We start from the raw sequence: 26,680 nt of genomic DNA on the forward strand, positions 1-26,680 counted from the left end.
GCAGAAGACAAATAACAATTGCGTCTACCCATCTGGACCCTATTTATCATCTAATGAGTATTCCAACACCGAATAATTTGTAGGTAATACTCATGTTTTCAGCTGTTATCAATTGCTAAAGCACTTAGCCACTGAAGTCGAAAGGTATTAAGCCAATTAACCATAAAAGAGTGTGTATGGCTTATTGAGTATGGCTAATGCTAAGATTTTCATGACTTAACATTCCATTATCTCGACCTCAATAATGACTCTAATTTATCCATTTTTACGCTAATATAAAAAATATTACAGATGAATAAGCTAAAGATAACTGCCTCTGCTTTGCGGGCAGAAGTGTAAAATGTAGATAAATTTACTTCATTACATCAGTATCCTGCATCAGTTAATGCTGATGTGATGACGATAATGAATTTCCTTCGCTGTCATAAAATCCTGAAGCGCTGTGTTCAATAAAACCTAAGTTGATCATTTTTCTAAAAAACGGGTCAGATTCATTATCGCCAATATCAGCAAAGTCAGTAGATTGGTACGCAGAGAATGTATCTAACTGTTGTTGAATCATTTTGTTGTCGTATGTTACTTCGGCTAATTGCCAATTTACGGCTTTATCTGCCGATTCACCTTTATCTGACAATGCAGTACTAATGCGTTGTACTAGTTTTTTTGCTGGAAACCACCATATATCAACCGTTTTTGTATTTGTTTGTTGTTGATAATGTTCTAGTTTATCGCAACCTTGTCCAGTAGTTTCAATGAGTGTTGACTGCTTTTGAAATAATGGATGGAGTAATTGTGCATGATATTGCCATTCTTGATTAGATATCGTTTTGGTTGCTTCATATTCAATGGCGCGTTTGTCATCAATAAAGTATGAGGTTTTTTTCATGTGATTATGTGGCAGTGTGGTCCATTGTGTTGCGACTTGTTGATTGTTGATATGAAATACAGAATTTTGGGCTCTTAATAATACCAGTTGGTTTTGTTTGTTTGATGCCGCATCGTGAGTCGTTTGTTCAATGTTATAGGTCGCCATGAAGGCAGTTGATTGGCAAGTGTCACTTGCTGATGCAAATAACGGGAAAGTAATAGCAGTTATTAACAATAGAGTTTTCATGTGTTTCATCTTATTGGCTGGTCAAGTATCAAGGCGCAAGCAAAAAGTTAAAGAATAGGGGCAAGCCCCTATTCTTAATTGATAACTTTTTAATTACTCATTCCGAGTTGTGATTATTTAACTGACTTTACTGGGGAGTACCAGAAAGATTGCCAGCGTAATCCATCACATGGAATATTAAGCTTTGCTCGTTAGTTCCTGTAATTAAGTGAGCGCCAGGTCCTACAGCAAAAACACCAACGTCTTCACCCGCATGCGTTTCACTCCCTAGTGGCACTAACGACTCTTGGTGGAACCCTGCGGTTGATGTATCAACATCTGTTAAGTCAACGCGGCCTGTTACTGCAGCAGCTGCATAACTGGCATCAGCATCGGTTTGTGTGCCTAAATCTCTAAAGCCAAGGCCGTTGGTGTAACCAACCGTGGTATAAGGCATGTCGTCTGAGGCTAAACTTGGCTCAGTCGCACCAATCCCAACCACTTTACCTAAGATTGGGTTACCGCGTTTTGGATAGCCTGCAATGGTAAATACATGGCTGTGATCAGCAGTAACAATAATTAAGGTGTCTTCTTGGCTTGTTGCATCAACCGCGACTTGCACAGCCTTAGCAAACTCAATCGCGTCATTTAGCGCGTTATAAGCATTGCCGGCATGGTGAGCATGGTCAATTCGACCAGATTCAACCGTTAAGAAGAAACCTTTGTCGTTATTATCAAGCACCTTAATGGCAGTGGCGGTCATTTCTGACAAGCTAGGTTCACCGGCAATATCATTTTTACGGTCAGCTTCGTATTGCATATGCGATTCGTTAAATAAACCAAATACGCGCGGTGTTGTTTCAGTGTCTATAGCATTAAATGAAGTCTGGTCAAAGACATAAGCACTTGTTGCGTATTGAGCTTGCCATTCGGCGGTCAAGTCACGGCCATCAGTACGGTCACCTTCAATGGTACTGACTGCGTCATTGCTGTTATATGCTATATCTTTAGGTAAAAAATGACGGCGACCACCACCCATAACCACTTCAATACCATCAACATCTACACCGGCATATCGAGCTTCTAAGTTGGCTTCAAAATTGACTAACTGTAATGCAATATCTTCACAATTAGCGCGTTCAGGGGTGTTGGCAATATCCATATCTGAGATATCTTCCCAGTTACGGTCTGCTGACTTTGCATAAGTTGCAGCAGGTGTCGCGTGGGTAATACGTGCGGTTGAGATAACACCCGTTGATTTACCTGCAATTTCAGCTAACTCTAACGCAGTGATCATCTCAATGCCTTTCGTGCTAGCACAATTGCCACGAACCACATCTTCGTCAACACCTAACACGCCAGCATCTGTTTTAACGCCCGACATCATCGCTGTCATTGTTCCTGCAGAATCTGGTGTTTGTGCATCAACGTTGTAGGTTTTTGCTAAACCAGAAAATGGAAACTTATCAAAGCTTAATTGGTTTTCTTCACCCATCATGCCTTTATTCTGACCATCTAAAATACGCGCTGCGGTTACCGTTGAAACACCCATACCGTCACCAACAAATAAAATCACATTTTTAGCTGAGCCTTTAAGTGCGGTTATTTCAGCCGCGGTAGATGCTGTTGCAATCGATACGTTGGCATTGTTTGCTAATTGGCTATCTATTTTTTGCCAAACACTTTCTGCTGTTTCTATTTCGGCAGCGCCTTGACTAAACCATGAATTATTTAAACTGCTTAATAGTTCGGTATCATTTACTGCCGTCACGGCAGGTGAACATACATATTGAGTTGATGTTATTTCAGACGCATCTAAAACGGTATCAGCATTTGTATCGATACCCGAGTCGATTTGCACACCACCATTAAGACAATTAGCATTGCCTACCGCTAAGGGGGTTTGGGTAATTAACGCGTTAGTTCCGTTAGTTCCGTTAGTACCATTAGTACCGTTTGAACCATCAGAACCATTAATGCCGTTAGTTCCATCAGTGCCATTGTCACCGTTGTCGCCACAAGCTGATAATGCTAAAACCAAAGAAACTGTTAATGTTGATAATATAAATTTATTCATCATAAAAACCTTATAGGGTCTATTGACCAACTAAACCAAGAGCACGATTGATTAAATGGAATACAACGCTTTGTTCAACTGTACCTTGAACTAAGTGCGCTCCTGGGCCTGATGTATGAATAGCCACATCTTCTCCCGCGTGAGTTTCGCTATCTAATGGCACCGTTACTTCCTGGTGATAGCCTGAGGTTGTTGTATCGATTGCGGTGATGTCTTGACGGCCAGCGATAGCTTCAGCAGCATAAGATGCATCGCCATCTGTTTCAGCACCTAAGTCTCTGAAACCAAGTCCATTGCTATAACCTAAAGTGGTGTAAGGATTACCAGCAGAATCTTCGCTAGGCTCAGTCGCACCAATACCAACCACTTTACCCAAAATAGGATTACCACGTTTTGGATAGCCAGCAATCGTAAACACATGGCTGTGATCAGCTGTGACAATGATTAGCGTTTCTTCATCATTTGTTGCATCTATTGCTGCTTGAACGGCATTTGAAAATTCAATGGCATCATTAAGCGCTGTGCTTGCACTGCCAGCATGATGACCATGGTCAATTCGTCCAGACTCAACCGTTAAGAAGTAACCTTTTGGATTGTTATCAAGAATTTTAATGGCTTTTTCTGTCATTTGAGACAGGCTTGGTTCGCCAGCAATATCATTGGCTCGGTCGGCTTCGTATTGCATATGCGATTCATTGAATAAAGCAAAAACACGTTCAGTGGATTCAGTATCAATAGCATCAAATCCAGTTTGGTCAATAACGTATTGACCATTTGGATACATAGCACTCCATTCTGCGGTCAAGTCGCGGCCATCAGTTCGGTCACCTTCAATCGCGCTTACTGCATCGGCACTATTAAATGCGACATCTTTAGGTAAAAAATGACGACGACCACCGCCCATCACAACATCAATGCCATCGACATCAACCCCGGTGTAACGCTGTTCTAGATTTTCAAAGTTAACCAGCTGTGATGCGATATCTTCGCAATCTGCACGTTCAGCATTATTTTCAATATCCATGTCTGAGATATCTTCCCAGTTACGGTCTGCTGATTTTGCATAGGTGGCGGCTGGCGTTGCGTGGGTAATACGTGCGGTTGATAGCACTCCCGTCGATAAGCCTTTTATTTCGGCTAACTCTAAGGCGGTTACTACTTCGTTGCCTTTGACTGAGGCACAAGTACCACGAACGACGTCTTCATCAACACCCAGAACCCCGGCATCTGATTTTAAGCCGCTCATCATGGCGGTCATCGTGCCTGCTGAATCTGGTGTTTGTGCATCTACATTGTAGGTTTTAACTAGAGCAGAATAAGGAAATGTTTCAAAGCTTAAGTAACCTTCTTCACCAGAATTACCGGCTAATTGCCCTTTTAAAATCCGAGCAGCGGTAAGTGTAGAAATCCCCATACCATCGCCAACAAACAAGATGACATTTTTTGCTCTTGTTGATCTTGATTGTTGTAATTTTTCTGTGATGGTTGCTTGGCCGTCTTTATACCAAGCATTATTGAGTTGTGTGTCAGTCGTTGTCGCTGCGGTTGCAGAACCTGCGTATGTTGCCGATGACAATATACTAGCGATAACCACTGATAAGCCTTGTTTGAGCATATTCATATTACCCTATGTTGTATTAAGTTATTTGAGAACCTGGCCATAACATAGAGGTTTACAATGAAGGTTAAGTAACACTGCGGTTACAATTAGATTACAAGAGAGTTTAGGTTTTATGTGTATATAATCAAGTTGTTGATTTTATAGTTATTTAATAATGATCCTAGTATTGGAGTTATTACATAACAATAAGTTTGCCTGGCCGCTATGCTTCTGAGTATTTCTGTATGCAATTAACACCCAACACCATGATTAAATTAACTAATATATTAATAAACAATCATAAAACCTATCGTAATCTGAGTCTAAAGAGGTTAAGTTGATTAGCTTTAAAAGAGGGGGCATAGTTGAACTCCTACCTTGCTTATGTGTTTATTGACACAATCAATCGCAACTCTACCTTATGGCAGAATAGTTAAGTAAGATGTTATTAATTCCAACAATTAGATAAGGACTGTTTGTATGGGGGAAGTTATAAGTAATCAGATGAGGGAAGTTATGAGTGAAGTAAATAGTGAAGTAAAGAGTGACAAAATGAGTGAGTCTGCATTAAACGCATTGAAAATTGCGTTTACCTACATGCCTAAATCAATTGAAGTGACTAAGTATGAATATGGCGACAGCTACCAAAAAATATTAGATCACATTGAAACCGTTAGGGAAATATTACTGATTAATGATGTTGATCCTGAAGAAGTTTATGGTGAGGTTAACCCTGAGAGTACGCCCAACTCAACCTATTGATTTAATGATGCTGCGAGTTGTTCGGCAGGGTAGCGGTAGAGTGGATGACATAGTTAGTTTTGAATAGTGTCATTAGTTAAAAAAGATAAAAGCTATTCAATAAACAAACGAAATCTAAGGGTGTAAAGAACTGACTTACTATAAGTTATTGATAATGTTTATTTTAGTGGGGTGTTATTTATATTGTCTTGGCAAACCAACATTTTTTAGTGCGGTAGGCGGGAGAATGTTACTTTATCTCAAACATATATAAAATTTAAGATATTATTAATCAATAGCTTAAGTGTCAGGTCTTATTTTGCGAGCTGTTCAATAAGCGTTATACGTTTCAAGGATTGCGATGACATCTTTCGTGTGTCTAGAGTGTGATTCTGTAAAATATAAAACTGATCTAAATGACTTAAACTCTAACTTTGGATTAGACTCAATTTATGTGTATTTTCTAACTTTCTTATTAAATTATGATGATAATTTTTGTGGTCATACCACGATTAACTGAGCCTATAAACTACTTGCACGTTATGGTTCAGAATACGCTGTAGTCACTGAAAATTATAAAGTAAATTTATTAGCTTCAATCGATAAAAAATCTCCTTTTCCTGTTTAAAGTTCACTACACAAAAAATATGCGATGCTTAACACGCCCCACATCCTACAAAACAATGATTCTTGCCTATACTCTTTAGCATGTAAATCTTATGTAAATCTTATGTAGATATTATGTAAGTATTGAGTAGGAAATAACTGTGAGCAAACTCAATAAGATGTATGAGAGTTTGTTGTTGAATTAATATTGATTTTTTCAATAAAGGAACATTGAAATGAAAGCACTCCTGTACTGTATTGTTTTGGTCGCACTAACAATCAGCCAAGCACATGCTAAAGACACTCCAAATGGAAAACCATTTATCGCTTTAGAAGAGCAAATAGCCGCCACAAATGCTGCTATAGATGCTACGAATGAGGCAGTTGAAGCCACTAATGGGGCGGTAGAAGCTACAAATGAAGCTCTAGATGCGTCCAATGCAGCAACTGACGCATCCATTCAAGCATTAAATGCTGCTGATGCAGCACTGCAAGCGAGAGATGATTTTCTACAAAGCCAAATAGATCTATTAAATATGACATTATCTGATCAATTGGTCATCATTAATGCTCGTTTCGAAGAGTTAGAAGATCAAATCGAGTCAGTTGATGCCCAAAGTCAAGCTGCAGATGCATTAATGGCTGAAAAAATTGAACTTAATAGGGTTGCGATTGATTTACTTACGGGTCAAGTAGACTCTCAAGAGCAACTTAACGCCTACCAAACTAATCTGATAAATACATTGTTTAGTCGGGTCAATTCACTTGATACTTCTGTAGCGAGTAACCAATATGTTGCTTTGCAACAATATCAAACAATCGCAAACCAGATCCGCTCAATTCAAAGCGAAGATTCATATACAAGTAGCCAAATCAGTTATCTTCAAAGTCAACTTAGTGTAGCAACAAGTAAAATTAATACTTTATCAAATTCCTTGGGTCGTGAATGTATTGATGGCTATTACGTTGCAGGCGTTCAGACAGATGGTCGACTATTATGTAGAGAGGCGTCAGATATTGTTGTCGTAACCCAACCATTAACTAAAACTCGCACTTGTGTGTCTGAGTTCATTGGTTGTCTGGATTATGAATATTGGCAGTATGGTACAGCATATTGTCCTACAGGCTATAAGAGGACAGCGACAAGCTACAGTACTCCAGGTGGACTTGCTTCGAATCAAAATTACTATTCTGCGGCCTACGTAAGAACCAGTCGGACTGACAGTGAGTCTACTGCAACAGGTTATGTTAAGGTCACTTGCTCAAATGATCCTCTTTATGAATATACACCTTACTAAATTTTAAGGGCAATGTTGCATTGCCCTTACTTTTTTATTTAAGTAATAACATGATTCGCTAGAGCGAAGTGCTTATACCGTGGAATAAAGGCTTTAATGGCGCATTATTCAATCATCAGTATGTCAAAGAAGAAGACCTTAACCCATTTGAGCAATAAACAAGTAAATGAATGCATTACAGAGTATCGAAAACGCGTAATCGATATTAGTTATTTATGCGCTCGTTGAATGAGTTGATTGCTCGAATGGCCAACAAAGAAGATAAGTGCACTGGCAGATTTTATTCGTAGCCATCCATGGTGCTCACCCTTTGGGCCAACTGCAGCTGTTCAAATTCATTCCCGACGAATTTATGGGAGGGCAGGTTTACCTATTCCTTTATAAAAAGCCAAGCGTTATTAGATGATGCCGCTTTATTTGCCTGCACGGCTATGTCGACATTAATTCACCAACAAAAACTCCCATTCGTGCCAAGATGGCTAAAACCCCGAAACCTCCTATTTCACCTGTATACAACGCCGAATTAACTCAGTGATAAAAGGTTAGCAACCGGCAGAGTTATTGCCTTTTGTTGGTACTGAACGTCTGGGTATGACTTTAGGGCTGATGGTATTAAGACTATATTCTGCTGGTGGAAGATACTGGGCGAATTATTTGAGAGGATAAACGTGGTGCTATTAGTACAAATCGCCACGATATTATCAATAGACTCAACATATCTGCCAAGAACTGGCTAAAAATGACCACTGACTTTGGTTCATTATTCAAAGGTGTTATTGGGGCGTTACTGGCCTTAACAGAATATTCTAAGCATTTAGAGCGTAAACGACGACAAGGCGCTTCAAACTATCAGCGCTGGTGGTATTTTAAGGCTTAATCTAAAAACTAGAACTAGAACTAGAACTAGAACTAGAATACTAACCTCATCTAGCTTGATATCAATCAAGCCGCGAATGCAGCTGTAAATCTACCGTATTACTAATCATTTCCCATATAACGCTCAGTTTGTTGATGACTTATATTCAATTTACTTATTTGAATAGTGCTGAAGGCTATCGCAATCAAAGCTAAAAGCAGTTGTGTTAATTCATCATAAAAATGGATGATATGTTTAATTGTATACACACTTCCAAAGTTATGGCTATCGCATGAAAGTTTGCTTTTTGAACGCTTCACATGCGAATTTAACTCGAATTGATGTAGGTCAACATTTGAGCATATTGAGTTATTTTTTTATAGTTTATCGGTTTAACTCAGCCTAATCTTATCCTGTACGGTAAATATTATTTTCTGAGGATTATAAGCAAAGATTCAATATTTTTAACTTAGCCGTAATCTCAGAGGTATAAGCGAAGTCTAAAAATTGGCGCTAACTCATAGGGTCGCTGACAGCACTAAGTAGATGATTCCTGAATAACAACATTATTACGTAGTTATCTTATAAGTTTAGACCAATTCGTATTTTGCAAATCGTTGTTATATATCTAAATGACAGGGAGTTATGAAATGAAAAAATATATTTTAGCATTGAAAAGTTACATTGGCCTGCTTCTGATTACCTGCTTAATCATTACTGCTAATATCAGTGCTGCCCCCAGTGGTGGAAGGGGCGGTGGAGGCGGTGGAGGTGGCGGTGGAAGTGGAAGCGGTAGCGACGGTGGAAGTGGAGATACACCTGACTATAAGGAGCTCGTTATTCTCTATCGGGATGAAAACGGTGTTCCCATCCCAACAGAACCACAGCTTGTAATCGATCCCGAGACTGGTTTAGAGGTCTGGGGTGGATTATGTAGGCAACCCATCGCTTTTAATGTGTCCAACGACTTAAATACGATGTGTCCTACGAGTTGTGCGGTGAAAATAGATGGAAAAGATGTTGTTAGTAGCATTGATCAATACTCCTGCGCGGTCGCTGCTGAATGTACGGGTTGTACACAGGAGGTTGATTTTGGTCGTATCAATGTTGCTAGATCGGGTTCATCAGTATTTGAATCTCAATTAGACGACGTGATTGTGAGCTTGTCCACCGCAGATTGTGTCACTCTCGATCCCGCCGGACGTTTAGTTGCTAACACGGTCGAAAATGGCATTGATCCGAATACACCAAAAGTACTGAGCAGCACCATCGACTCGCCAATACAGAACCTAGCTATCTATAGGCAACTGATGCTGACGGGTGACATAGGTGTTGGTTTACCTGAAGGTGTTGATGTACTTAACACTGCAGCAAGGGGGATCGGTACAGCGTCTGGGAAGTCTGGCGAAGTTAATGTGGACTTGATTGTCTATCTTAATCAGATATTTGGTCTGACGGAAGTAGACGACACTATCCTTGGCAAACTATATGAGGATTACAGGGAAGAAGTAAAAGGTAATATGGAAACTGTTACTAAAGCTTTCTTGGACTACCGAGATTATAAGTATGCTCGCTTAGACAACTTCTCAAGTCAGGCTAAATCACTACCAAAACCCGCTTATATACTTGGCGATACAAGCTTTGGCTTCTTCGAGTATTTGGCCGTCACTCCTGATAATGCAGATCGATTCTTCATCAAAAAAGGCTCTATCCTAGAGGCGGTGTTCTGCAATAATTTTGCTGAAAATGGGCATTGTGTTGCCGATATGGCCGATTCAACTACTGGAGAGGGTATTGCTGCTGGTTTCACTGGCGGTAATATCGGTGGGTTTGCCCAATCAGCTGATGATACTCGCGCGGTGATTAATTTCATGCACAACTGGCCAATGCCACTCGGTTATGCAACCCCAATATCTTGCGTGACCTCAAGCGATATCAATATCACCTATGACTTATCGATCAGTAGTAAATCCGGTCTACAGGTACCCGTGCGCATGATAGACGGCATGGAAGAGGGCAGAGAATTTATTGTGTCCATCGCCAATGCGGGGCCAGACGCTGCTTCCGGTACCGTTACGGTAAGCGCCGAAGAGACAAATGGACGTCCTATCAATGGCTCACCGTGGGTTTTTGAATTCACGGAGCTAGGTGCCAACAGAAGTGCGTCGTTCACTCAAATGTTTATTATTGACCTTGGTTATGCCGCTACCATTAACTGGACGGCCACAGTGGCTAGCGCAGATGATGCAAACCCCAACAACAACGAAGTTACCGCAACCAGCATCATAAAACTGACACGAGGGGGTGGCAGAAAGTAATCAATCAACGCAGATTTTCTGCAAACCACACTTATCTGAGCTATAACAGTTAGAAAATGAAAAAGGGGTTGGAAATCGCCCCTTTTTTAATAGAAGTGGAATAAATTGAGTCAAATCGTGGCCAAGCCCTACAAAAACTAATAAACACCGGAAGAATAATCAACTTAATATAAAAACGATCAGCGATGTTCAATCATTCAGTTGTCCACCATTATTTTTGTAGGTCTAAGTGCTTTTATTCATCATTTGGTTTGACTTGCCGCTACAGAGATTGATTGTATTTTTAGCTGCGGTCATAAGAGTCTCGAAGTACTTTATCATCTATAGCGATCGGCTCACCTTCAGAACGCGCGGCCATATATGGCATGGTTAATTTAGTGAACTTTTAGATCAAAAACGACGCTAATGTGTATCAAACTGCCAATTTTGGTTGTGTGCTTAAAGCTTAATCTTTAAAACTAGGACTAACACTAAAAAATAACCTCTTTTCCACTTTGATATCAAACCAGCCGCGAGTGCAGCTTAAAATCTACCGTATTACTCATTAGTTTCCATATGCCATTCAGTTTTTTGATGATTTTCGTTCAGTTTTTACATTTGAATAGTGCAGAAGGCTATCGCAATCAAACATAAAAGCAGTTATGTTAATTCTTCATAAAATGGGTGCATGGTTTTGCCTTGTTACAAAAAGGAAGATTCGAAATGAATGATGTTGCATTAGAAGAAAAACAAAATTTTGTTAAAAAACTATTTTCTGGTGGGTTTAGATTAGTTGATGTCTTTTGGGCTGGATTCGTTCTAATAAGTGTAATTATTAGTTTAATTGTTTCAAAATTAACAACGGTAGAGTCGCTAATTATCGGAGATTGTTTAAAGTCCGTTTATTTTATCTTGATTAGTATTGCAGTCTGGAAGTCTGCGAGTACATATCAAGGGAAAAAAATATGGTCAGTTTTAGCTAAAATTTGTTCAATACTAACCATTTCTGGCAGTATTTTTGCTCTTGGTTCGTGGGTTATGTATGTTTCTTCAAACTAGCAACATAATTTGGTGTTGAACTAAGCTGTTGCGCGGAGCAAAATGATACTTCAATGGATTGAACTACAGTTATTGAATCAACTAGATTTAGAAAAGATGTGATGGAACACCACAATGGCAAGGTGATTTCAATGAAATACGTACAAATCAAGCCTTGTAATCAATTCAAAATTGCTCTTCAGCCCAGAGCCGATGTCAAAAAAGAAAACTCCTTTAGTATAAAACTTATCAGTTAACCTTGACTCGGCATAGGGCAAGTCTACCAAGCTGTTTGCGGCATGCAAAGTGCACATCGCACAAATGCTAAAACGTTATGTGCCAAAGAGAGGCTCAAGCTTTGCGTAATTATTACATCGTCTTATTCTTTATCGCTTCTTTATTTGGATGTGGACAAAAAGCTGAATCAACTTCGGAACAGGTTGAGAGAAATATTGTTCAAAGCTTGAAAGTTGGAGATGATGCTAAAGCTATTGAGAATTATCTTAACTCCCAAAATATCTCTTTCACTTATGACAAATACACCAATAGATTTCAGGGCATAATTCGAGATGAAAGCTTAAGCTTACATGCTATTACTATTTCAATTGTATTGGATAATAAGCAGAGGTATATCAACGTTGAAGTTAATGATAGTTACACTAGCTTGTAAGACACATAACAAATTACCTAAGTTAGCCACAATTAAGCCAAATTGAAGATAATAAAATGATAGATGCCGATGAGTTAGCGAGTATCTACAACATGGATGTTTTGGCTAAGCCCACATAGAAGCTGATTTAAAAATCAACAATCGGCGTCTCGCTTAATCATCTGAATGATGAGTTTCCCGTGTTCATCAATATTATGTCGTCATTATCGGTTTGTTATTGAGCACTTGCTTACCCTGAAACAGCGCTCATACTACTATTTATATAATCAGCTCCACAATCAGCTCCACAATCACCCCCACAATCTCCAAGCTAAACCTGATGCGCGTGATGTCGCTTGTTTGCTGGCTTTTTCAAATATCATTGCAGTGCCTAAACAATAAAAATGGTTTTTGGCGCGGGTGATGGCGGTGTAAAGCAGTTCTTTACTGAGTAATTGCCATTGGGCGGAGCTGGGTTTATGCGGTAATACAAAGCTGACTTTATCAAACTCGCTGCCTTGGCTTTTATGTACTGTCATGGCGTAGCAAGTGTCGTGGCTTGGTAAGCGTGCGGGTAATACTTTGAGCAGGCTGCATTCGGCCATAACAAAGTGGGCCATTAAGCGACTTGGCTTAGTGCTGTCTTGCAAGATTAAACCAATGTCGCCATTAAATAAGCCCAAGTTATAATCGTTACTTTGAATAATGATCGGTCGGCCTAAATAGAACTCATTTTGAGGATTAATCAGTTTGGCGTGTTTAAGACTGTCGGTGATGGCGATGTTCATGCCCTCAACTCCAAATTCTCCAGCTCGCATGGCACACAAGACTCGATATTGGTTAAAGCTGTCGATGATGGTTTGTTCAGAATGAGGCAGTGTTATGGCACTGTCCTGTCGATCCGCTTGATCGATAATGGCCTGCTGATTTATCCTTTGCTGATTTTCTTGTACCAAACTCAGATACTCACCATAAGCGTTTGCCGATAATGTCAATAACGCTTGTTTGCCAGTGTTATCTCCCTGGGCATTATGCTGATGTTCAAACCAATTCAATTCGGCATGATTATCTTGCCACACTTGACGAATCGCATGCACATTAGATTGATTAACCGCATTGGCTAATAGGCCAATACCGGCATAGCCTTTAAAACGATGGCTGTGCATCAACATACACAAACTGTCACCAATTTTAGGCTGTTGATGAATAAACTGACTGACATTTTGTTGGGTTAATTGCTCAATGAGCTTTGCCTGTGCTGCGCTGTAACGCATTGACCATGGTGATGCCTCATGCTGATTAGCTTGTTTTAAGCCAACACAAATATCGGCTAGCACTGCGCCAGCTTCTACTGATGCGAGTTGATCTTGGTCGCCTAACAATATCAAACGGCCATGAGACGGTAGGGCGCTGAGTAATTTGTACATCATGGGTAAGTCGACCATCGATGCTTCATCAACCACCAGTAAGTCTAAGCGCAACGGATTATCCTGATGATGCCTAAATTGATATGAGTTTGGGATAACCCCCAATAGTCGATGCAATGTTGAGGCTTCTTCTGGTATTTGTTTTAGCGAATCTGTTAATACTTTCGCCAATACTGGGTCGCTCACTTGGGTTAGCTGTTGCAGTAAACGATGTTTAGACGCCTTGATAGACTCACTCAGCCTTGCTGCAGCTTTACCTGTAGGCGCGACTAAACGGATGGTTAGCGGCGATTGGGTTAACAGTAACAATAATAGTTTAGTTACTGTGGTGGTTTTACCGGTTCCTGGGCCACCTGTGATCACCGCTAATGCTTTGGCTAAGGCCGTTGCTGTAGCGATTTTTTGCCAATTAAACGGGCTGCTATTGCTGTCTTCTGCGGTAAATAAACATTCAATGAGTTGCGGCAGATTACTGTTAGCTAGGTCGATTTCAATTTGTTGATTGGCTAATTGGGTCAACTTAGCCGCCACTTGAGTTTCAAAAAAGTGGTACTTATTTAAATATAAGCGTCCATGTTCAAAGATCATCGGTTTATTGTCACCGGGCTGGCCGACGGCATCAAATAGCGCGATTTGTTCAATCAATTGTTGATGGTTAAGCTCAATCCGACAATTGATTTCAGCGTTGCCGCGGTTGTCTTCTGCCATGGGATTGGCTAAATCAATTTGCTCGATGACTAAACAACTGTGCTGATTCGACAATTGCTGGCTAAGCATGGCGCAAACAAGCAAGAACAGTTGCGGCTGTTGTTCGCTAATTGCGGGATCGTTATTGATGGTTTCAATATTGGCCAGCTCTAAAGCAAAATGACGATCGAGTGCGGTAATGAGCCGCTGTTCTTGCCAAAGGTGTAATAACTCAGTGATTGGATGGGTGAGTATTAGCATGATGACGTCTCCGGCGCACGATTGTCTGTATTACCTGTAAATAAGCGGTCGAGTTGTTCGATTAACGCTTGCGGTGGTTTGTCATAAAATACCCCAGCGCCAGGATTCTCAGGATGCATGCCGCGTAAAAACAGGTAATAGCAGCCGCCAATATGCTGTTGATAATTGTAGTTTGGTAATCTAAGCGATAAGTAACGATGCAACGCCAAGGTATACAAGATGTATTGCAAATTATAACGATGGGCATCAATGGCTTTAGCCATGGCAGAGCGAGTATAGTCGCTATAGTTATCGCCCAAATGGTTGGACTTATAATCGGCAATATAAAATTGGCCTTGGTGTTCAAAGGTTAAATCGATAAAGCCTTTTAACATGCCTTTTAAAGTATCAAAGTCGAGTCCTGCGACATAACCGTGCTGCTGCAAAATATGATTTAATTGCGATGCTTGTAAGGTTGAAATAGGCAAGTAAAACTCCATTTCGACCATTTTTTGCTTCATGCCTAATTGGCTTAATATCAGTGATGTGTCCTGTGACGATGGCTTGATAAACAGCGGCGCGGCCAATATTTGCTGATACCAGTCCATTAGCGGTTGTTGCCATAGGACTTCGTCAAACCCATATTGTTTCATGGCTTTCGTTAGCGCTGGTGTCAGCTCGGTGTCTGCTTGGGTAAAATCAAACAGTTCTAACACTAAATGCATAAAACTACCGGCATTGGCACCGCGCTCGAAGGTAAAGCGATCAAGTACGGGTTCGCTGGTGAGTTCATCTTGTAACTGTAATTGGATTAACTCATCGGTGAAGTCTTCATCGTCGGCACCGGGTGCGACTCTCTCGTGAGGCAGATGTTTCACTAAGCCAGAGTAACTGCCCACGCGCCACGCAAGGCTCTGAACGCGAGTGACTTTTTTGGCCGCTAGAATGTCATTATTATCGTTAATATCGGCGAGTACTGAATCGTCAATATCGTTGCCTAAGCATTCCACGCTCATTGCCGGTAATGTGGCTATCGCATTCACTTTGGCTTGAATAAGGGTGAAGTCAGTTTTCTTGTCGGTAATGCCCAACAGATAACCGATACCTGTTTCATGTAATTGACTGCTGATCCCCGCCTTTAATTGGCGGCTTTGGTTGGCAATATACAAATAACACACGTAAACCGGCCGTGTTAACGCCACATACAACAAGCGTAAATCTTCAGCGAGGGTTTCTTGTTTGAGTTGTTCCCAGCCTTCATCGGTGGCGTCGATATCCCAAATGAGCTGCTCATTTTTATGGTACATCATCGGCGCAGGGCGTTTTTTATTACCACGGGCTAAGCTGACAAACGGCACAAAACAGACCGGATATTCTAAGCCCTTACTTTTATGAATAGTGACAATTTGCACCAAGTTCTGCTCGCTTTCTAAGCGCAGTTGCTGCTCATCACCGCCATTGTTACCAATCAGTTGTTGTTCGTACCAATTGATAAGGGCGCTGCTACCATCGAGCTCAGTGGCCTTTTGCTGCAGCAATTCGGCTAAATGCCTAAAGTCGGTTAAGCGTCTTTCGCCAGAGGCTTTAAGATCTGCTGTGTTGTCGTCATCAGCATCATTAAAGCTATTGTCACTATTGCTGCTATAAGTGCTATCACTATTGTTGTCACTATAACTGCTATCACTGTGAGTATTAGCGTTATGTTTATCAACACTATTGATGTCAGCCGTGACAGATTGCGACAGATAACGATGGATCAGTTTAGTTTCGCTGGCAAAGTTAAGCAGCGCAGGCATAACGCCGCGTTGTTGCCACAACTGATGCCAATGAGTGAATTGATCTAATACCTGCTGGCGTTGTTCTTCATCTTGGTTAAATTGATGGATCCGTTGGGCATTAAAACCAACAAGCTCAGTGGCCAGTGCGGCGCGGATAGCACGCTCATTTTTAGGCGTGGCTAAGGCATACAATAAAATAGCCATTTCACGGGCTTCAATGGTGTTAAATACGCTGTCTCGGCTTAAAAATACCGCGCCAATTTTACGTGCTGATAACTCCGCCTTCATTACAGCGGCTTCGTTACGGTCGCGCACCAATATGGCAATGTCTTTGGCAATGAGCGGTTTAGCTTCCTGCTCAAGGCTGGTATTAACTTTACATAATCCCTGTTGCGCCTCGGTGAGTAAGCGCTTTATTTCACTGGCAGCATCAGCAGCTAAGCGTTGTCTTGCAGTAGTTTTATTTAAGCCATTAACATCGTCTTCGGCTAATAAGCGGATCCGCAAAGCCGCTGGATTGGTTGTCGCTTCACTCAGGTGTTTATTGGCTGCCGATGATGGGGTTTTAACAATATCATAGGGGATAGCTTGGCTAATAAACGGGTCTTGGTGTTGACTAAATAGCTGATTAACGCCATTGACTAACTGAGTGGATGAGCGGTAATTGGTGTCAAGATTATAATGAGCCTGTGTTTGTTGGCGAGCGGCAATATAAGTGTAAATATCGGCACCACGGAAAGCATAAATAGCCTGCTTAGGATCGCCAATCATTAATAAACTTAAGCGACCCTTGTTAGCGTCATCATCGTTGTTGTCATTACTAATGTCGTCATTACTTTTACTGTCATCATCTGGGCTATTCACCCTTGTATCTGCGGTTAAGCCCAGTTGTGACGCTAGCGGCTGTTGATACACCTGATTAAAAATGGTGAATTGTAATGGGTCGGTGTCTTGGAACTCATCAATTAATGCGACCGGAAAACGCTTAGCAATGGCATGGGCTAAGGTGATTGGGTTTTGGCTGAGCGCCATGGCTAAGCTGAGCAATAGATCATCGGGTGTCATCAAATTGCGTTGCTGTTTTTGGCCCGCAAAGCGTTGGCGAATTCCCTCACGGGCGCGCACTAAAAATGACGGAATAAGCTGATTAATCAACTCAAGTAAGCGTTCAATATGCTCCAGTAACGGCGCTTCATTCGCACTGGGAATAACGCCCCCTTTATTGAGTTTAAGCTCGGATAATGCCAGTTGCTCCAGCGCTTTTATTGGCGGTAATCCTTGGCCAAATTTCACCCAGTTACTAATGCTATCAAACAGTTGGCTAAGTTTAGGATAGCCGTCGGTGCCTTTACCAAATCGTTGACCGTTTAGTGGTAGCGATTGCAATAATTCAAGGGTGCTGTCGTGCAGGCTTTGCCACAATAAGGTAAAGCGGCTGATACTTTGGCTTAGCTGTTGTTGTAGGGTTTCAAAGGCCAGAGGCTGCTTTGATAGCACTGCTTGGCTTGCACCTAATAACGGTCGTAGTTTTTGTGCTAACACATCAGGTTCGGCAAACACATCACTGATAGCTTGGGCTAAAAAGGGCGGTAATGGATAACACACTTCACGCCAGAAATCGCGCACTGCATGGTGTAAAAACTCACTGTCGTCGAGGGTGAATTCGGACTCAAATAGCAATGACGACTCAAATGCCATGTCTGACAACACGCGTTGGCAAAAGGCGTGAATGGTAAAAATGGCCGCTTCATCTAACGACTTTAACGCTAAGTCTAAGCGTCTTAACGCAATAGGACGTTCATCTTCCGAGGTGTCTTGGTAAAGCTGTTCAATAAACTCATCGTTTACGGCTAAGCCTAAAAAGCGTTTAAACGCTAAGTTAATCCGTTTACGAATTCGGTCTCTGAGTTCTTCAGTGGCGGCGTTGGTGAAGGTAACCACCAAAATTTGCTCACAACTTAACGGCGATTTACCGCCGTGGCCTAACAATAAACGTAAATACAAACCGGAAATAGTATAGGTTTTCCCCGTACCAGCACTGGCTTCAATTAAGCTTGAACCGTTAAAAGGTAAGGTGAGGGCATTAAGCGGTTTCACGGCAATAGCGTCCATTAATGCGCTCCTAGTTTAGCTGCGTTGGCAATGAGTTGCGCTTGAATATCGACCGCGGTGCCACTGACAAAGGTGTCTAATTCTGCCAATTTATCTTTGTGATACTGGCTTAACATGGGTTGCAGCAAATGGATGGCTAATGCACCAAACCTAGCTTCGCTAAAGTCTTCTGGGAAATGGAATAAACGTTGGTTATGTGGGTCGTGCCCTTCGCCGAATTGGTTTTGGCCGTCATCCCATTTTTGCTGGGCTTTAAGTAGCTTTTCTTCATGGTCGCCATCGGTTTCAACATAGGCGAAAGCCGTTTTAGGCATAAAGCACAAGGGTTGAGTTTGCCCCTGAATAAAACCACTGATAAAGCGCATGAGTTGTGCCTGCGCTTGTTCAGCAGTAATAGGCGCAAAGGCATGAAAATGGCCAATGTCGAGTAAGTAACTGAATTGATTTTTACCCATGCCCGAGGTAGACGAATTGGCCATGGCGTTGATGCATAAATGACGTAAGTACACCCGAATAAAATCTCGTCCGTGGGCTGTGCCGGGGCGGTAATTGACTAAGCCTTTAGGCAAAATATCGTCAATACGGCCGACAAGATTGACTCGCACGGTGGACGAATGGGTTGTATCTGCTTGTGCTGGTAAATCCTGCACAGATAGAGCATGCGCTGGAAAGTCTTGCATCGGTAAATCAAAGTTAAGATCCACATTCAGCGTGTGCATGGTTTGTTGATCTTGTAAAAACTGCACCCGATTAATCAACGGCGATATATCGCGTAAATATTGATTAATTAACAAGTCGTCGAACGGCGCCATGGGCAATTCACCGCTGGTTTTGAGCTTGCTGAGTAATTCGAGATCTGGACTGTCGAGTTGATGTTCAATGGCATTGTCGAGCATGCGTGATTGCAATAAATATCGCTCGAGTGCATTTAAGCTAAACGGTTCGTCATTGTCATCGGCTTGAATATCCAATGATAAATCGACTTTTAAACTGCGATTGAAAAAGAATTGCGCTGGATTACGGTAAAAACGAATTAATGCCGACAACTCGAGTTCGACCACTTTAATGCCTTCGCTATTAATATGAGTATGGGCAAACACTTCATCTGCCTGTTCAGCCGACAAGGGTAATGCTTGCTCAAAAAAGTGATTGTTAATGGTCGCATTGGCGGGTGGCGGGCACCATTGGGCATTAAAGCTATGTTGCAGTTTATTCACACTATGCGCAGATTGTGGTGTTCCTCGGAAAAGTTTAGCATCAAAAGGCTGCAAAGGTTGTGCTTGAATAAGCTGTGCCAGTACGGCTTTATCGGCATCATCAAGGTTGATTTCGGCTTGTTGTTCAAGCTGTTGCTGTAAGGATTGCGGTAGGTAGCTGAGTTGGCAATATTCGACCAACTCAGACACTAACATTGAGGCGATACGTTCGGCATTATCGCGCTCACTGTGGCCAATATAACTGATGTAAAGTTGCTCTCTGGCCGACAGTAATGCTTCTAAAAATAAGTAGCGGTCGTCTAATCGGCGCGAGCGATCACCTTTTTTAGGGCCAAAATGCGCCATTAAATCAAACCCGACAGGATGTTGTACCCGCGGATAGACGCCGTCATTCATTCCCAGCAAGCACACCACTTTAAAGGGGATTGAGCGCATTGGCATTAAGGTACAAAAATTCACGCTACCAGCAAGGTAACGTTGGCCGACCCGAGATTCAGTTAAGCGCTGATTAAACCACTGCTTTAGGACTTCAATATCGACTTGGCCTTGATGACCGGCGCTTTCAAGCTCAGTGTCTAGGGTGACTAATGCATCTCGAATGGCTTGAATTTGCTCACGCTCGTCATCTGTGGTGTCGTAGCAATCGGCGAGTAGTTGTTGTAATTGTTCAAGGCGCTCTGCGGTGCTGTAGTCATTGGCAAATAAGTTAAAATAAGTATCGATGGTTTCTAAAAAGTTGAGCAACTTACCTAATGCTTGCGATGATTGACCTTCAATGCCTTGCACCATCAAAGTATCGCGATAAATATCGGCATCGTCGTTAAAGGCGTAGCCTAGGATTAAACGCTTAATGCCAAATGCCCATGAGTTTTGCGTAAAAGGCTGCACACCTAGTTGGCTACGAGTTTGCTCACTGCGTCCCCAACGGACATTCGCATCGTCTAGCCAGCGGCGGATTAATGACAATTCGTCATCATCGAGTTGGAAACGACGCAAAATAGCAGGCACTTCTAAAATACCAATAATGTCTGTGAGGCCAAAGCGACTTTGATTGATATTTAGCAGGCTTAAAAAGCTATTAATCAGCGGTGACTCTTGTGCTGCCCCCCTGTCGGCAATGGCGTAAGGTATGTAGTAATCGCCTTTGTGCTGATTTTTGTCGGCAAAATACTGACTGTTGGCGGTACCAAATACCGCATCAATATACGGAGCATACGCCGCAACATCGGGCATCATGATCACGATGTCTTTAGGGCTTAAGTCGCTGTTGTTTGATAATAATTCTAAAAGGTGATCATGTAAGGTTTCAACTTCACGCAGGGCACTGTGGCAACTGCGTAAGGTAATTGAGTCATCACTTGGCAATAAGGTGCGGCGGGCATGAATATCTTGATACAAACTGGCGTTTGGCCCTAATGGCTGGCCGAGTGTTTCCATTTGTAAGATATCGTATTGCACCCCGTGCAGCAGATTATTCGGCTCGGGCTCAACATAACAGTCGTAACCAAAATCGGTGTGTTCTGGCGGCAACGACAGTAATAAATCCAGCAGTTCGCGGCCCATTTGACCATTATTGGCCAATATAGGGTTACCCACTTCTAGCTTGTCTTCCCAGTCTTGGTCTAGTTGTTTTTTATTGGCATATTGCAGTGCCATGCGAGCGCGGGTTTTCGGCTCAATAATATCGCCCCAATAATGCTGGCAAGGGCTGAGAGATAACATTATCACATCAATACGACTGGCTAAGTGGTACAGCACATCGAGGGTTTGTGGCGGCATGGATGAAATACCAAACACGTATAATCGAGCGGGCAACATCGATAAATCGGTATCAGGATTGGCCAAGGTTGCAATTAAATCGGCATGTAAATTGGCTCGATGATAATGGCTGGCGTGCAAATGATGTTGATTATAGTCGATTAATGCTCGCCACAGGATCGGTTGCCATTGCTGGTTTTCATCTAATGTTAGGCGGTTATCTAGGCTCGATAATGGCTGGTTTTGCTCCCACGCTAAAATCCACTCAGGGCGGTAAACCAAGTATTGGTCAAAAATGTCGGCAATGCGGCCACACAATTGAAATAGTTTAATCGCATCATGAGATTGATTGAGCTGCAATATGGCGTGGCTGTTTGCTGTATGAACATTAGTTTCAGTATCAATATCAATATCAGTATCAGTATTCGCGTTTACATCTGTATCAAGAATATCGGTATCAGCGATATCAGTTGTGCTATCAACTTGAGGCGATAAGTACTGTTTGAGCGGACTAAAGTCTGGGTTATTTAGCAGGCTTGGTAATAAGTCCATTAACTTCCAGGTCATCGCCGCTTTGGTAAAAGCGTTATCTTTTGGTACATCGGGCAGCAGGTCGTGGCATAACTGCCAAGTAAAACTAGAGGGTAACGGGAACGATAATGCTGCGGCGATACCATTGTGTTTGGCTATTTCTAAACGCAGCCAAGTCGACATCCCGGGGCTTTGAACTAACACATGCTCACTGGCTAATAAACTGACGTTATCTAAACGAATAGCCAACAGTTTGGCCAGTTGTTCAGATAACACTTCCATCTGATTAGATTGAATTAAAGTAAGCATGGGTGACCCGCTAATTTGAGATTAATTCATTCTATGGACTCTGCCTTAAATCATCAATCAAAACCGTTAATAATCAGGATGATTGCTGATGTTGTGCACAAGTTCAATTGCGCAGCAGTCGTAAACGCAATCGGCGATATAACCGCTTAAAGTGTTGCTGCTGTTGCTGGGTTTGTGATTCCGACAGTGGTTGATATTTAAGTGCCACATAGGCATCGCTTAGGGCTGTAAAGTCAGCTGCCACTTGAGGGGTAAGGGCGCTTAAATGTGCGTTAACCGCTGCGGCGTAATCAGACGCTGCTTGACCTTGCTGGCGGGCGATGCCTTTTTTCGCTAAGCGTTGGCAAATGAGTTGATAACGTTTATTAAGCGGATCTTGTTGACGATCAATATTGAACAACCCAGCGTAATAGGCAATAACCAGTGCGATAATGATAAAGCTAAAAATCATCAGTAAGGCGATTTTAGTGCTGCTAACATCACCCAATAATTTTGCTAATACTTGCTGTTTACGTTGTTCGTCAAAACCTAATACCCACACACTCCAGTAGTAATCGACACTGGCAAACTGCTGGCGTAATTCATTTAACCATGGGTATTGTTTCATGTGCAGCGTGCTAAAAGGGCTGTCTTGTAAGTAGCTACTTTGGCTGTCAAAGGTGGCATCAAAGCCATCTAACACCCGCTGCGGTGCAATCATTGCGGTAGGGTCAAAACGCTGCCAACCTTGGCCTTCAAACCATACCTCGGTCCACGCATGGGCCATGTATTGATAAACACTGTAATAGCCCGCTTTAGCATTATAATCTCCGCCCTGATAACCGGTTACCATGCGGGTTGGAATACCGCTAGCGCGTGCCATAAATACTAACGCTGAGGCGTAATGAGCACAAAATCCTGCACGGTTTTCAAACAAAAAATCATCAATTTGTTGCTCGCCAACACTAGGCGGGCTCAGGGTGTAATAATAGGCTTGTTCAGCAAAGTAATTCATCATCGCATTAATGCGCGCTTGTGGTTCGGGATAATCTTTGGCGAACTGCAAACCGAGTTTTCGGGTTTTTGGATTGCTATTGGCTGGCAACGCAAGGTTTAGCTGTTTAGTATTTGAATCGAGTTTGAGATCCATGATCGTCTCAGGATATGAGGTCACTCTATAGCTCATACGCTGATCGACAGGTCTTAACGAATACAAACGATAATCTGCTAATTCAACCACTTGATCATTGCTGCTAAACGCTTCATCTAAACCATATAACCATTTTTGATGACTGGGCTCACTAATGATTACATAGTCGATTTTTTTACTGCTAGCACCCGCATTAACATTAGTATTAGAAACATTTATAGGGGCTTGGCGCATGGGCTTGTTAAAGTATGCTTGTCGCTGAATTTGTTGAATACTGGGGTCTTGACGCCAGGTTTTGCCGTCATAATTTTCCATCACCAGAGTACGCCAATACAAATCCTGATTGGAAGGTCCTAGGGTGCTGCCATCTGGATTATCAAAACCAACTCTAAAGGCTAATTCTGCTGAGCGAGTGAGCTTACTAATGTCACCAAATGACATTTCATCAGACAAACCTGTCTTGGCGGTTTTCATATTAGGCACTAACCATAATGGCCCGAGACGCGGGAACACCACAAACAGTAATATGGCTAACGGCAGGCTTTGTAATATTATCTTAAGACTAAAACTGAGGTTAGCGACTTTATTCGATTTGTCTTGATAAACACTGATTAACACGCCGGTATTGAGCACCGCTACTGCCAATAAGTGCAGGGTATTAAGCATGCTTTGTTGATCAAGCAAGGTCAGGCCGATAAGGAAATAGCCGACTAACACAATGGCTTTGACGTCTCTAAGTTCACGCATTTCAATGTATTTTAACGCGTAACCTAATATCAATAAGTTAACCAACGCATTGAGCAAACCTATTTGGCTAGACACTAAGGCGAGGGTGGTTGCAGCGCCAATGGCTAAAGTGGTCACCAATAGTTTCGGCGGCGCGGCTACTTTGCCGAGAAAAATCCCCACGCGCCAAACAAAGCAAATGGCACAAATACCAATGCTCCATAAGGTCGCTTGTTGATGTAAAGGGCTGAGGATGGCGACATTGGTGATTAACAACCAAAACAAGGTATTACGGCTAATGATGGCATCAAAGTTATCGGTCATGATGGTTCACCCACGGATGATGTTGCCACATTACCTGGATTAAAATCGGGGTTCATATTTGCTGGAGCATGGTAAGTAGCAATAGCGGTATGACAAGCCACGCGATGTGTTTCGCCAGTTTGCTGATTGATAATATGCTCATCCAGAATTAAGCCAAATATTTGCTGCGATTGACTTAACTTATCGACTTGCCATGCTAATTTACTGAGCTTGTGTTCAATGTCATTGCCCGATGTATTGGCCAAGGTTAACCAAACGGGTAATCCTTCTGGCTCAGCAAATTCTTTGGATAACATGCCTTTACCCTGAGCCCATTGTTTCCACGCCACTTGTTTAAGTGATTCACCCGGAATATAGCTGCGTAAGCCTTTGTAGTCGTCAACGCCAGGGCGTAATTTACCGTGTTCATTTTGGTTATCATTATCGCTAATATGGCTTGCCAATTCGATATCACACATTTCTGGTTTAGCAAAAATAACATGATGAATATCTAAGTCGACATAGGACCATGCGCGGCATAATCCTAACGGAAAGTAGGATGAAACTTTGATCCGGCCAGGGTTTAATTTGCCACGTTTAGGCTGTTCAAACGGCACAATTGCAATAGTTTGCTCGTGCATTTGTTTAACCCGAACATGGCGCTGGTAACTAAATTGCAAACAAATTTGCTGGTGGGTGGTGTCGGGATTATTTTGGCGTGTATGGCCGGTTAACATGATAGGAAATGGCATGCTGTCTTCGGCATATCCTTGCGGTGGTGTGACGGCATTAAATGTTAACCCTGCAAGGTTTTTATAGCTGTAAATTATACAAGTATGGAACACACTGGCGAGCAATAAGCTTAAGCCAATCACCAAGTTATTTTGATAATTGGTGCCAAACAAATACAGTAAAACGATCAACCCAATCCACACTATTCCAAAACCACTGGGGAGAATAAAAATACCTTTATGGCTGAGGGTAATTTGCTTTTGCGGTGGCAGGCGTTTACTTATCCACCTTGACCAGCGTTGGGTTAACGATGCTGGAATTAACCGACGTAACCGAGACGGCTTAATAGCGTCATTGGCATAGATTGCTGAAGAGTGCTTGTTTGCTGTCGTCGATTTAGCCATGTGCCTGCGCCGTTAACGTATTGGGTTGACGCTGGCGAGGATAGTGTCAGACAACGCTTGGCCTTGAAATTGACTACTGCTGCGAATGCGGTGTTCGGCAACCGAGGCAAATACCGCTTGAATATCTTCGGGTACCACGTACTGGCGTTGATTGATAAAAGCCCATGCTTTAGCTGCTTGTAGCAAAGCAATACTGGCTCGTGGCGATAAACCGTTAGCGACATTGTGTTGCCGAGAAAAATCGACCAAGGCAATTAAATAATTCAGTACCGCATCCGATGCCGACACTTGCGCCACTTGTTGTTGCAGTAGCATTAGCTCTTGCGGTGTTAAACATTGTGATAGCGATGCTGGTTTATTGGCTTGAGTACGCGATTTTAACATGGCTAATTCAGCTTCTGCGCTGGGATATCCGATAGAAATCCGCATCATAAATCGATCGAGTTGCGATTCTGGCAACGGGAAGGTACCCGCTTGATCAACCGGATTTTGGGTCGCAATAACAAAAAACGGTGAACTCAAAGGGTGGGTGATGCCATCGATAGTAATTTGTTGTTCAGCCATGGCTTCGAGTAAAGCACTCTGGGTTTTGGGGCTGGCGCGGTTAATTTCATCTGCCAACAACATTTGATTAAACACCGGGCCTTTATGGAAGATAAATTGTTGTTGTTCTTTACTGTAGATGGACACCCCAAGAATGTCCGCTGGTAGCATGTCGCTGGTAAATTGAATCCGCTGGTAACTCATGCCTAAACTGCTGGCAATGCCTTGAGACAAACTGGTTTTGCCCATGCCAGGTAAATCTTCAATCAGTAAATGACCTTTGGCGAGGATACAAGCGACGGCAAGTTTTATCTGCTCAGGTTTACCGAGCAAAACTTGGCTTAGTTGGTTAAGTAATGTTTGAATAGTTGATTGCGACACGAAAACTCCAACTGTTAGTAATAAACCGTTGTGGGTTTATTGAAAATGACGGTTTGTAGTGATGGTTTGTCGTTTTATTCTAGCTACTGTTTGTGGCTATGGTTTATCGCTATGGTTTATCGCTATGGTTTATCGCTATGGTTTATCA

General features: G+C 42.2%; 15 protein-coding genes. 6 read left to right on the top strand and 9 right to left on the bottom strand.

Annotated features, from left to right (window positions below; all coding sequences use genetic code 11):
* Window positions 1-382: 382 nt before the first annotated feature.
* The 3 genes from H5202_RS05040 to H5202_RS05050 all read right to left on the bottom strand — a co-directional run bounded on the left by H5202_RS05040 (window position 383) and on the right by H5202_RS05050 (window position 4,791).
* Window positions 383-1,114 (bottom strand): hypothetical protein, encoded by a 732-nt coding sequence (locus H5202_RS05040; RefSeq protein WP_182771097.1) that lies wholly within the window; start codon window positions 1,112-1,114, stop codon window positions 383-385.
* Window positions 1,115-1,241: 127 nt separating this feature from the next.
* Window positions 1,242-3,170 (bottom strand): alkaline phosphatase, encoded by a 1,929-nt coding sequence (locus H5202_RS05045; RefSeq protein WP_443019334.1) that lies wholly within the window; start codon window positions 3,168-3,170, stop codon window positions 1,242-1,244.
* Between the two features lie 19 nt (window positions 3,171-3,189).
* Window positions 3,190-4,791: an alkaline phosphatase gene (locus H5202_RS05050; RefSeq protein ID WP_182771099.1), complete on the bottom strand. Its 1,602-nt coding sequence runs from the start codon at window positions 4,789-4,791 to the stop codon at window positions 3,190-3,192.
* A 495-nt stretch (window positions 4,792-5,286) separates the two neighbouring features.
* Between H5202_RS05050 and H5202_RS05055 the strand changes: the two genes are divergently transcribed.
* The 6 genes from H5202_RS05055 to H5202_RS05080 all read left to right on the top strand — a co-directional run bounded on the left by H5202_RS05055 (window position 5,287) and on the right by H5202_RS05080 (window position 12,276).
* On the top strand, window positions 5,287-5,532 hold the full coding sequence (locus tag H5202_RS05055; RefSeq protein WP_182771100.1) for a penicillin-binding protein: 246 nt from the start codon (window positions 5,287-5,289) through the stop codon (window positions 5,530-5,532).
* An 821-nt stretch (window positions 5,533-6,353) separates the two neighbouring features.
* Window positions 6,354-7,415, top strand: coding sequence for a hypothetical protein (locus tag H5202_RS05060; protein ID WP_182771101.1), 1,062 nt, complete (start codon window positions 6,354-6,356; stop codon window positions 7,413-7,415).
* 739 nt (window positions 7,416-8,154) lie between these two features.
* Complete coding sequence (locus H5202_RS24765; protein ID WP_443019333.1) at window positions 8,155-8,292, top strand: hypothetical protein; 138 nt, start codon at window positions 8,155-8,157, stop codon at window positions 8,290-8,292.
* A 956-nt stretch (window positions 8,293-9,248) separates the two neighbouring features.
* On the top strand, window positions 9,249-10,589 hold the full coding sequence (locus H5202_RS05070) for a hypothetical protein (RefSeq protein WP_182771102.1): 1,341 nt from the start codon (window positions 9,249-9,251) through the stop codon (window positions 10,587-10,589).
* Between the two features lie 702 nt (window positions 10,590-11,291).
* Complete coding sequence (locus H5202_RS05075) at window positions 11,292-11,627, top strand: hypothetical protein (protein ID WP_182771103.1); 336 nt, start codon at window positions 11,292-11,294, stop codon at window positions 11,625-11,627.
* A 313-nt stretch (window positions 11,628-11,940) separates the two neighbouring features.
* Window positions 11,941-12,276 (top strand): hypothetical protein, encoded by a 336-nt coding sequence (locus H5202_RS05080; RefSeq protein ID WP_182771104.1) that lies wholly within the window; start codon window positions 11,941-11,943, stop codon window positions 12,274-12,276.
* Window positions 12,277-12,566: 290 nt separating this feature from the next.
* On the opposite strand, the gene recD is transcribed toward H5202_RS05080, so the two are convergent.
* The 6 genes from recD to H5202_RS05110 all read right to left on the bottom strand — a co-directional run bounded on the left by recD (window position 12,567) and on the right by H5202_RS05110 (window position 26,532).
* On the bottom strand, window positions 12,567-14,630 hold the full coding sequence (gene recD, locus H5202_RS05085; protein ID WP_182771105.1) for an exodeoxyribonuclease V subunit alpha: 2,064 nt from the start codon (window positions 14,628-14,630) through the stop codon (window positions 12,567-12,569).
* The gene (locus H5202_RS05090) at window positions 14,624-18,499 is read right to left on the bottom strand and encodes a UvrD-helicase domain-containing protein (protein ID WP_182771106.1); all 3,876 of its coding nucleotides are present in this window, start codon (window positions 18,497-18,499) and stop codon (window positions 14,624-14,626) included. The genes recD and H5202_RS05090 overlap by 7 nt, the downstream gene beginning before the upstream one ends.
* The gene (recC, locus tag H5202_RS05095; RefSeq protein ID WP_182771107.1) at window positions 18,499-22,314 is read right to left on the bottom strand and encodes an exodeoxyribonuclease V subunit gamma; all 3,816 of its coding nucleotides are present in this window, start codon (window positions 22,312-22,314) and stop codon (window positions 18,499-18,501) included. Before recC ends, H5202_RS05090 begins: the two co-directional genes overlap by 1 nt.
* A gap of 103 nt (window positions 22,315-22,417) precedes the next feature.
* Entirely contained in the window at window positions 22,418-24,493 is a 2,076-nt protein-coding gene (locus H5202_RS05100; RefSeq protein ID WP_182771108.1) for a transglutaminase TgpA family protein, read from the bottom strand.
* On the bottom strand, window positions 24,490-25,608 hold the full coding sequence (locus H5202_RS05105; RefSeq protein WP_182771109.1) for a DUF58 domain-containing protein: 1,119 nt from the start codon (window positions 25,606-25,608) through the stop codon (window positions 24,490-24,492). The genes H5202_RS05100 and H5202_RS05105 overlap by 4 nt, the downstream gene beginning before the upstream one ends.
* A gap of 12 nt (window positions 25,609-25,620) precedes the next feature.
* Window positions 25,621-26,532, bottom strand: a complete 912-nt coding sequence (locus H5202_RS05110) for an AAA family ATPase (RefSeq protein WP_182771110.1) — start codon at window positions 26,530-26,532, stop codon at window positions 25,621-25,623.
* Window positions 26,533-26,680 lie beyond the last annotated feature (148 nt).

Source organism: Shewanella sp. SG41-4, from assembly GCF_014164505.1.
GTDB lineage: Bacteria > Pseudomonadota > Gammaproteobacteria > Enterobacterales > Shewanellaceae > Shewanella.

Coding starts and splice junctions, on each gene's coding strand:
- H5202_RS05055 (WP_182771100.1), top strand. CDS start 5,287: ATGAGTGAAGTAAATAGTGAAGTAAAGAGTGACAAAATGAGTGAGTCT.
- H5202_RS05060 (WP_182771101.1), top strand. CDS start 6,354: ATGAAAGCACTCCTGTACTGTATTGTTTTGGTCGCACTAACAATCAGC.
- H5202_RS24765 (WP_443019333.1), top strand. CDS start 8,155: ATGACCACTGACTTTGGTTCATTATTCAAAGGTGTTATTGGGGCGTTA.
- H5202_RS05040 (WP_182771097.1), bottom strand. CDS start 1,114: ATGAAAACTCTATTGTTAATAACTGCTATTACTTTCCCGTTATTTGCA.
- H5202_RS05105 (WP_182771109.1), bottom strand. CDS start 25,608: ATGGCTAAATCGACGACAGCAAACAAGCACTCTTCAGCAATCTATGCC.
- recD (WP_182771105.1), bottom strand. CDS start 14,630: ATGCTAATACTCACCCATCCAATCACTGAGTTATTACACCTTTGGCAA.
- H5202_RS05100 (WP_182771108.1), bottom strand. CDS start 24,493: ATGACCGATAACTTTGATGCCATCATTAGCCGTAATACCTTGTTTTGG.
- H5202_RS05045 (WP_443019334.1), bottom strand. CDS start 3,170: ATGAATAAATTTATATTATCAACATTAACAGTTTCTTTGGTTTTAGCA.
- H5202_RS05080 (WP_182771104.1), top strand. CDS start 11,941: ATGTGCCAAAGAGAGGCTCAAGCTTTGCGTAATTATTACATCGTCTTA.
- H5202_RS05050 (WP_182771099.1), bottom strand. CDS start 4,791: ATGAATATGCTCAAACAAGGCTTATCAGTGGTTATCGCTAGTATATTG.
- H5202_RS05075 (WP_182771103.1), top strand. CDS start 11,292: ATGAATGATGTTGCATTAGAAGAAAAACAAAATTTTGTTAAAAAACTA.
- H5202_RS05070 (WP_182771102.1), top strand. CDS start 9,249: ATGTGTCCTACGAGTTGTGCGGTGAAAATAGATGGAAAAGATGTTGTT.
- recC (WP_182771107.1), bottom strand. CDS start 22,314: ATGCTTACTTTAATTCAATCTAATCAGATGGAAGTGTTATCTGAACAA.
- H5202_RS05090 (WP_182771106.1), bottom strand. CDS start 18,499: ATGGACGCTATTGCCGTGAAACCGCTTAATGCCCTCACCTTACCTTTT.